Source organism: Proteus faecis, assembly GCF_030286765.1.
GTDB lineage: Bacteria > Pseudomonadota > Gammaproteobacteria > Enterobacterales > Enterobacteriaceae > Proteus > Proteus faecis.
On record NZ_JASVWV010000001.1, the window covers coordinates 869,672 to 878,731 of the forward strand.

General features: G+C 40.2%; 6 protein-coding genes and 2 rRNA genes. 4 read left to right on the plus strand and 4 right to left on the minus strand.

Annotated elements, in window-relative coordinates; translation table 11 throughout:
- Positions 1-15: 15 nt before the first annotated feature.
- Together QSH13_RS04120 and QSH13_RS04125 are read right to left on the minus strand one after the other, a co-directional pair.
- Entirely contained in the window at positions 16-324 is a 309-nt protein-coding gene (locus QSH13_RS04120; protein WP_286038847.1) for a hypothetical protein, read from the minus strand.
- A 34-nt stretch (positions 325-358) separates the two neighbouring features.
- Positions 359-1,123: a hypothetical protein gene (locus QSH13_RS04125; protein ID WP_286038848.1), complete on the minus strand. Its 765-nt coding sequence runs from the start codon at positions 1,121-1,123 to the stop codon at positions 359-361.
- Between the two features lie 139 nt (positions 1,124-1,262).
- Here QSH13_RS04125 and QSH13_RS04130 point away from each other — a divergent pair, with 139 nt between their 5' ends.
- From QSH13_RS04130 to QSH13_RS04145, 4 genes are all read left to right on the plus strand, one after another.
- A complete protein-coding gene (locus QSH13_RS04130) occupies positions 1,263-1,946 on the plus strand; it encodes a tRNA-uridine aminocarboxypropyltransferase (protein WP_109398217.1) in 684 nt (227 codons plus the stop codon).
- 46 nt (positions 1,947-1,992) lie between these two features.
- On the plus strand, positions 1,993-4,662 hold the full coding sequence (locus tag QSH13_RS04135; protein ID WP_286038850.1) for a bifunctional acetate--CoA ligase family protein/GNAT family N-acetyltransferase: 2,670 nt from the start codon (positions 1,993-1,995) through the stop codon (positions 4,660-4,662).
- Positions 4,663-4,840: 178 nt separating this feature from the next.
- Positions 4,841-6,199 carry a CDP-diacylglycerol--serine O-phosphatidyltransferase gene (gene pssA, locus QSH13_RS04140; protein ID WP_109398204.1) on the plus strand — a complete coding sequence of 453 codons (1,359 nt, stop codon included), beginning with the start codon at positions 4,841-4,843 and terminating at the stop codon, positions 6,197-6,199.
- Between the two features lie 130 nt (positions 6,200-6,329).
- Positions 6,330-6,677 (plus strand): YfiM family lipoprotein, encoded by a 348-nt coding sequence (locus tag QSH13_RS04145; RefSeq protein ID WP_109406526.1) that lies wholly within the window; start codon positions 6,330-6,332, stop codon positions 6,675-6,677.
- 90 nt (positions 6,678-6,767) lie between these two features.
- Here QSH13_RS04145 and rrf read toward each other — a convergent pair.
- Both rrf and QSH13_RS04155 read right to left on the minus strand, forming a co-directional pair.
- Positions 6,768-6,883: ribosomal RNA gene (rrf, locus tag QSH13_RS04150) — 5S ribosomal RNA — on the minus strand.
- A 119-nt stretch (positions 6,884-7,002) separates the two neighbouring features.
- Positions 7,003-9,060 (minus strand): 23S ribosomal RNA (locus tag QSH13_RS04155); the annotation flags it as partial.

Below are 9,060 nucleotides of genomic sequence, written 5' to 3' on the forward strand. Positions count from 1 at the left end.
AGATTACATGATAGTTTAGCAACTGTCACCGAGAGAATCACGCAGAGTAAGAGATAAACCTATATCAAAAAACTCTCTCTCTTTAAAAATAAGATCAGATTCAACAAAACGAAAAAGTGTATCCATGATCAATTTTTTCCTAAAATCATGATTAAATACAGCTTGGTCTTCATCTGTCTGGTCAAGAAAAATTTTTCCTGTATTTTGTAATACTGTTTTTATTGTGGATGTTAAATCAGCTGTTTTTTTATCATTTAATTTATTCAATTCATTTTGTAAATTATCAATATAATTAAGTGCAAAAAGACCACATCCATTAGGCACATTTTTTTGTAAATTATCTTCTATATTAAAGATATTAATATCCTTTTTTTTTTAATCTAGCTAATAATTTATTACGATCATCATCTTCTTTTTTGATTGAAGATAATGAGTCACATAAAAAACAACTATCTTTATAAGTAAATAATGCTACCCAATGATTGTGGTTGACTAAAGCGATGTAATTTTTTAACTCATCAGGTTTTTTTTCATTTTCTATTTTTTTAAGTACTGTTTCATAATCGCTAATATCACATTGATAGGGTTGAAATGAAACCCAAGATTGTAATTCTGATGCAGAAATATAACGATTATTATTGCTTACGCTTTCAGTACTATCTGCTAACACAACATTCTTTAAATAAGTATCAATCACTGAGATAAAAACATTGTCTCCATCTCCTTCTTGTTTAGCTATTTCTGTTCCGCAAGCCATAGCACTTAATAAAGGTCGTTCTTTGAAATATTCGCTCTCACCTTTTACTTTTACTTCATAGAGTGATTTAATTAGTTCCTTAATATCTTCTCTTATCGAATCACTTAATTTTGAATAAATTAAGTAGAGTTGATTTGTTGCATATAGGCTTATTTTTATATCATCATGAAACATGATATTTATCAAATATTCTAAATCTTTTGAACTTCCATTCCTTACTAAATCAGCAAGTTTATTTATTTGATTTTTAGCAATATCAAGATTACGACTCAAACTATCTTTATTAAAAATATCAAATAGATTTTTAATTTCATTATCATTAATACTCTGTTGATTAGAAACAAAAGAGATTGGCATTATGTTCATAAATCACCACAAATTATTAAATAATAATAATCCTATTACCATCCAGTAAATTAACTTTCATAAAAAAAACAACTGATAGTAGACTTTTGGGTATCATGATAATATTCGATTCTTTTTTATGAGTATTGGTCAATCTGTTATGCATGACAATGCAGTCTCTCGACTTCGTCAATATCGACTTTCGATTTCAACTCGTCCTTTTAAAGCGCGAGGTTTTCGTACAAAACGTTGCTCTTTTTGCTTATTACCTGAAAAACAGTGTCTTTGTGACACAATTGTCAATCAACCCGCAAAAAGCCTATTTTGTTTATTGATGTATGATACTGAAGTGATGAAGCCAAGTAATACGGGGAAATTAATTGCCGATGTATTACCAGACACGCGAGCTTTTTTATGGTCCCGAACGACGCCAGAACAAGCCTTGCTTGACCTCATCAATACACCAGATAGGCAAGCTTATGTTGTCTTCCCTGAAAGCTATGCATCAAGTGAACGTATTGTATACAACCAACTCCCTACAAATAGCAAACCACCTTTATTTATTCTTCTTGATGGTACTTGGAGTGAAGCACGCAAAATGTTTCGCAAAAGCCCCTATCTTGATGCTCTGCCTATCTTCTCTTTAAATGAAGCCAGCAAATGTGACTACGTGCTTCGCCAAGCAGCAAGAGAAGAGCAACATTGTACCGCAGAGGTCGCTGCCTCTATTTTAGAGAATGTCGGCGATATTCAAGCTTCACAACAACTTTTTTCTCATTTTAGTTACTTTCGTCAACAATATTTACTTGGAAAACCAGACCGAAGTCAGGCAAAAGAAGTGTAAATCAGCTACATTGAATAGCAGTTGATAATGAAACGCTGGAGTGAATATGAGCCAACGAGGTCTTGAAGCACTATTACGTCCTAAATCTATTGCAGTGATCGGTGCCTCTGAAAAATTGGGTCGAGCAGGAACAACAATGATGAGAAACCTGCTCAGCGGTGGATTTAATGGTCCTGTGTTTCCAATTAATCCATCTCGTGGCTCTGTCTCTGGTGTTTTTACTTATCCTTCTATTGATAAATTACCTCAAGTTCCTGATCTCGCAATTATTTGTACACATCATCGTCGCAATCTTGAGCTACTAAAACAATTAGGTGAATCGGGTTGCAAAGCCGTGATTGTGCTTTCCGCACAACCTGAACAATTTCAACCAATAAAATTACTTTGCCAGCAATATCACATCCGCTTACTTGGCCCAAATAGTTTGGGGCTTTTAGCGCCGTGGCAAGGTTTAAATGCTAGCTTTTCACCTCTGCCTGTTAAAAAAGGAAAGTTAGCTTTTATTTCGCAATCAGCAGCTGTTGCCAATACGATTTTAGATTGGGCTTACTATCGTAATATTGGTTTTTCCTATTTTATTGCGTTAGGTGATAACCAAGATATCCAAGTTGATGATTTATTAGATTTTCTAGCAAGAGACAGTAAAACCAGTGCCATTTTATTGCATCTCGAACATATCAAAGATGCACGGCGTTTTATGTCAGCATCTCGTAGTGCTTCGCGCAACAAACCTATTCTGGTGATAAAAAGCGGTCGTACTCAAAAAGCTCAACTGCTACTGGGCGATACACCGAGTTATGACGTCGCTTATGATGCAGCTTTTCAACGTGCGGGGTTATTACGAGTACAAGATACCCATGAAATGTTTTCTGCCGTTGAAACACTTAGCTATATGACGCCTTTAAAAGGTGAAAGATTAATGATTATGAGTAATGGCTCAGCACCTGCCGCGATGGCAATTGATGAGCTATTTTTACATTCAGGAAAACTCGCACAAATTACAGATGAAACAAAACAAAAGCTACAAAGTGTTATTCAAGAAGAAAATAGCATTCGTAACCCGCTAAACTTAGGTGATGATACAACGGTTGATCGTTATATTTTGGCATTGAATTGTTTGTTGGATAGCCATGATCATGATGCTTTGCTTCTTATTCACACACCGAGTGCCATTGCTCCTAGCATTGAAACTGCTCAACGAGTGATAGAGGCCATCAATAAACATCCTCGACGTAAATGGCTTACCGTTTTCACTAACTGGGGTGGAGAGTATTCATCTCAACAATCGCGTAAATTATTTAGTGAAGCAGGAATTCCAACCTATCGAACACCTGAAGGTGCCGTCACCGCATTTATGCATATGGTAGAATATCGTCGAAATCAGAAACAGTTAAAAGAAACACCAGCATTACCTTTAGATGTCAAAATGAATACGCAACAAGCACATCGTTGCATTGAAGAAGCATTAAAAAATAAGCAATATCGATTAGATACACACCAAGTTCAGCCCATTATGGAAGCTTACGGTTTTAATACACTTCCAACTTGGATTGCCCATAATGCTCAAGAAGCTGTCAATATTGCTGAAAAAATTGGTTATCCTGTTGCTCTGAAATTGCGTTCCCCTGATATCCCTCATAAGTCCGAAGTACAAGGTGTTATGCTTTATCTTCGAGACAGTACGGAAGTATCATCAGCAGCACATGCCATTATAGAGCGCGTCACAGAGCTGTACCCTCAAGCACAAATTCAGGGTTTATTAGTGCAAAGTATGGCAAATCGAGCTGGCTCTCAAGAGCTGCGAGTCGCTATAGAGCAAGATCCTATTTTTGGTCCATTAATTGTATTGGGTGAAGGGGGCGTTGAGTGGCAAATAGAAACGAAAGCCGCAGTTGCTTTGCCACCTCTTAATATGGCACTTGCTCGCTATCTGGTTATTAATGCGATAAAAAGCGGAAAGATACAGCCTAGAAGCGCTTTACAGCCTCTAAATATATTAAGTCTAAGTCATTTTTTAGTGCAAGTTTCTCACTTACTTCTAGATTGTCCGCAAATTGTCAGGTTAGATATTCACCCTCTATTAGCTTCAGGTAATGATTTTACATTACTCGATGTCGCGATGGAGCTAGCACCACTACAAGGCGATCCTCATCAAAAACTCTCGATTCGCCCTTATCCCAATGAATTAGAAGAAACCTTCTTTTTAAGGGATAACAATCCTTGCTTTATCCGACCGATCTTGCCGGAAGATGAGCCATTACTTAAAACGTTTATTAATCAAGTCACAAAAGAAGATCTTTATTATCGTTATTTTAGTGAAATCAGTGAGTTTACACATGACGATCTCGCTAATATGACACAAATTGACTACGATCGAGAAATGGCTTTTGTCGCAATCCGAAATCCTGAAGATCGGCCTGAAATCATTGGTGTTGCCCGTGCAATGGCGGATCCTGATAATCAGCATGCAGAATTTGCTATCCTTGTGCGTTCTGATTTAAAAGGAAATACCTTAGGCCATCAGCTTATGACTAAACTTATCAACTATACTAGAGAACATGGCATTAAACGTTTAACCGCAATAACCATGCCTGAAAATCGCAACATGATCAGTCTAGCCAAAAAACTGGGGTTTTCTGTTGAAGTACAATTTGATGAAGGAATAGTCAATCTTGATTTACAGCTTGAACCATCAAAAAATAGCCCAATACTATGATCATAAGAGAAAGTTTCTTTATGTGATTGTTCACGCATCCTTTGATAAATTAGCTATATATGATGATTTTATGCGTACATCCCATATAACTAATGTTATGATCAGAAGATCGGTTAAAGAAAATCCACATGGACGATGGCTCCATCTGCCATCATAAACAAGAGAATTAAGCACTGTGATGTTGTCTAAACTAAAACTTGCTAAGCATCAACAACACCTTGCACAACTGCCTAAATTAGCTCAGTCAGTTGCTGATGTTGAAACGCTTTATCAAACATCCGCGTTTCGCAGCACCTTATTGAAATACATTGCTCAAGCCCAAAAAGAGATCTTTATTACAGCTCTTTACCTAGAGCACGATGAGGCTGGTGAAGAGATCCTTGATGCACTTTACACCGCAAAACAACAACGTCCTGAATTATCCATTACCGTTATTGTTGATTGGCACCGTGCTCAGCGTGGGCGTATTGGTGTCTCTGCTGATGCAACAAATGCAGATTGGTACTACCATGTTGCACAACAACACCCTGATATCGAGATCCCTATTTACGGCATTCCCGTAAACACTCGTGAAGCATTAGGTGTATTACACCTTAAAGGCTTTATCTTTGATGATACGATTATCTATAGTGGTGCAAGTATTAATAATGTTTACTTGCACAAGCTGGATAAATATCGTTATGACAGATATCACATCATCAAAAATAGCGAATTAGCCTCCACAATGAAACAATTTATTGTGACTGATCTGTTGCAATCAGAAGCAATTCAACGACTGGATATCAAAGATAGAGTTCGTTGTGCCGAAATTAAAAACTGTATTCGTCAATTTCGTTTCAATTTACGCACGCGTGATGGTTATGATATTAAAGCTAACGCTTCTAACAATGAATTGGCAGTCACACCTTTAATGGGATTAGGTAAAAAAAATATCTTAAATAAGACCATTTCTCACCTTATGGCTTCTACTGAAGAAAAACTTGTTATTTGTACACCTTATTTTAATTTACCCGCGATACTTGTACGTCAAATCAGTCATTTATTAAGAAATGGCAAGCAAGTCGAAATTATTATTGGTGATAAAACTGCGAATGACTTCTATATTCCACCAGAAGAGCCATTTAAAATTATAGGTGCTCTACCTTATCTCTATGAGATCAATCTGCGTAAATTTACTCAACGTTTCCAACGATTTATTGATAATGACCAATTAACAGTAAGACTTTGGAAAGATAATGATAATACATATCACTTAAAGGGCCTGTGGGTAGATGATAATTGGCAATTAATTACTGGTAATAATCTTAATCCACGTGCATGGGGATTAGATTTAGAAAATGCCATATTGATTCATGATCCTAAACATGAATTACATGAACAACGACATAATGAGTTAGAGTGTATTCGCCAACATACTATTGTCGTGAAAAATTACCAAGATCTAGAAAGTATTAAACTTTATCCTCTAAAAGTGAAGAAATTAATCAAACGATTACGACGTATTCGTGTTGATAGATTAATCAGTCGTATACTTTAAATCGACGCTTCATTTGATAAGCCTTGCTATAATTTTAGCAAGGCTTTTTTGTTTTCTAATATTCCCCGTCTATACTTAGTAAACTCTTATATTAAAAATATCTTTATCAGTGAAAAGGCTTTTATTTTTTATGAAACAAAGGCTTAGATGTGGCTTTCTGATCGTTTTATTATCAGTAATAACTTTGACTGGTTGCCAATCATTTCATTTTGCTAATGATAATTGGAAAGGCAAAGATAAAGCTCAACATTTTTTATTTTCAATGGCAACATCTGCTGGTGTAAATGCGTATGCAGATCATCAAAATTATGGTCATAGAGAGGGATTATTAATTGGGCTCTCGGTTTCGATAAGTTTAGGGGTAGCGAAAGAACTTTATGATAGCCGCCCAGAAGGTACTGGCTGGAGTTGGCATGATTTTACTTACGATGTTGCAGGAGCTGTTGCAGGTTCATTACTTTATCAGCAATTAAAATAGTGCTTTATTTCCCAAAAATAAAATAGAGATATAAAAACCCCAAACGCAAAAAAGCCAACCCAGTGGGTTGGCTTTCTCGTCTTATTTAATGCCTGGCAGTTCCCTACTCTCACATGGGGAGACCCCACACTACCATCGGCGCTACAACGTTTCACTTCTGAGTTCGGCATGGGATCAGGTGGGACCGCTGCGCTATGGCCGCCAAGCAAATTCGGTTTATTACCCGTTACTCACTTCTTTATCCGTTCGTAACCAGTAATTTTCAATCTTAAACAAGCTTACTTCATCTCACTTCGTCTCTCAGACAAAACACCTTCGGTGTTGTCAGGTTAAGCCTCACGGTTCATTAGTACTGGTTAGCTCAACGTATCGCTACGCTTACACACCCAGCCTATCAACGTCTTAGTCTTAAACGTTCCTTTAGGTCACTCTAGGTGACAGGGAAGACTCATCTCGAGGCAAGTTTCCCGCTTAGATGCTTTCAGCGGTTATCTCTTCCGCACTTAGCTACCGGGCAATGCCATTGGCATGACAACCCGAACACCAGTGGTGCGTTCACTCCGGTCCTCTCGTACTAGGAGCAACCCCTCTCAATCTTCCAACGCCCACGGCAGATAGGGACCGAACTGTCTCACGACGTTCTAAACCCAGCTCGCGTACCACTTTAAATGGCGAACAGCCATACCCTTGGGACCTACTTCAGCCCCAGGATGTGATGAGCCGACATCGAGGTGCCAAACACCGCCGTCGATATGAACTCTTGGGCGGTATCAGCCTGTTATCCCCGGAGTACCTTTTATCCGTTGAGCGATGGCCCTTCCATTCAGAACCACCGGATCACTAAGACCTACTTTCGTACCTGCTCGAGCCGTCACTCTCACAGTCAAGCTGGCTTATGCCTTTGCACTAACCGCATGATGTCCGACCATGCTTAGCCAACCTTCGTGCTCCTCCGTTACTCTTTAGGAGGAGACCGCCCCAGTCAAACTACCCACCAGACACGGTCCCCGACCCGGATTACGGGCCTAGGTTAGAACATCAAACGTTAAAGGGTGGTATTTCAAGGTTGACTCCATGCAGACTGGCGTCCACACTTCTTAGTCTCCCACCTATCCTACACATCAAGGCTCAATGTTCAGTGTCAAGCTATAGTAAAGGTTCACGGGGTCTTTCCGTCTTGCCGCGGGTACACTGCATCTTCACAGCGAGTTCAATTTCACTGAGTCTCGGGTGGAGACAGCCTGGCCATCATTACGCCATTCGTGCAGGTCGGAACTTACCCGACAAGGAATTTCGCTACCTTAGGACCGTTATAGTTACGGCCGCCGTTTACTGGGGCTTCGATCAAGAGCTTCTCCCTAAGGATAACCCCATCAATTAACCTTCCAGCACCGGGCAGGCGTCACACCGTATACGTCCACTTTCGTGTTTGCACAGTGCTGTGTTTTTAATAAACAGTTGCAGCCAGCTGGTATCTTCGACTGGCTTCGGCTCCGTCCGCAAGGGACTTCACTTACCGCCAGCGTGCCTTCTCCCGAAGTTACGGCACCATTTTGCCTAGTTCCTTCACCCGAGTTCTCTCAAGCGCCTGAGTATTCTCTACCTGACCACCTGTGTCGGTTTGGGGTACGATTGTTGGTAACCTGAAGCTTAGAGGCTTTTCCTGGAAGCAGGGCATCAATTGCTTCACCACCTTAGTGGCTCGTCATCACACCTCAGCATTAAGTGACCGGATTTGCCTAATCACTCTGCCTACATGCTTGAACCGGGACGACCGTCGCCCGGACAACCTAGCCTTCTCCGTTCCCCCATCGCAGTTACCACCAGTACGGGAATATTAACCCGTTTCCCATCGACTACGCTTTTCAGCCTCGCCTTAGGGGTCGACTCACCCTGCCCCGATTAACGTTGGACAGGAACCCTTGGTCTTCCGGCGTGCGGGTTTTTCACCCGCATTATCGTTACTTATGTCAGCATTCGCACTTCTGATACCTCCAGCATACCTCACAGTACACCTTCGCAGGCTTACAGAACGCTCCCCTACCCAACAACACTTAGTGTCGCTGCCGCAGCTTCGGTGCATGGTTTAGCCCCGTTACATCTTCCGCGCGGGCCGACTCGACCAGTGAGCTATTACGCTTTCTTTAAATGATGGCTGCTTCTAAGCCAACATCCTGGCTGTCTGAGCCTTCCCACTTCGTTTCCCACTTAACCATGACTTTGGGACCTTAGCTGGCGGTCTGGGTTGTTTCCCTCTTCACGACGGACGTTAGCACCCGCCGTGTGTCTCCCGTGATAACATTCTTCGGTATTCGCAGTTTGCATCGAGTTGGTAAGTCGGGATGACCCCCTAGTCGAAACAGTGCTCTACCCCCGAAGATGA

What these genes read in the sequence shown, in the direction of transcription:
- QSH13_RS04135 (WP_286038850.1), top strand. Translation starts at nt 1,993, where the DNA reads ATGAGCCAACGAGGTCTTGAAGCACTATTACGTCCTAAATCTATTGCA.
- QSH13_RS04130 (WP_109398217.1), top strand. Translation starts at nt 1,263, where the DNA reads ATGCATGACAATGCAGTCTCTCGACTTCGTCAATATCGACTTTCGATT.
- QSH13_RS04145 (WP_109406526.1), top strand. Translation starts at nt 6,330, where the DNA reads ATGAAACAAAGGCTTAGATGTGGCTTTCTGATCGTTTTATTATCAGTA.
- QSH13_RS04125 (WP_286038848.1), bottom strand. Translation starts at nt 1,123, where the DNA reads ATGAACATAATGCCAATCTCTTTTGTTTCTAATCAACAGAGTATTAAT.
- pssA (WP_109398204.1), top strand. Translation starts at nt 4,841, where the DNA reads ATGTTGTCTAAACTAAAACTTGCTAAGCATCAACAACACCTTGCACAA.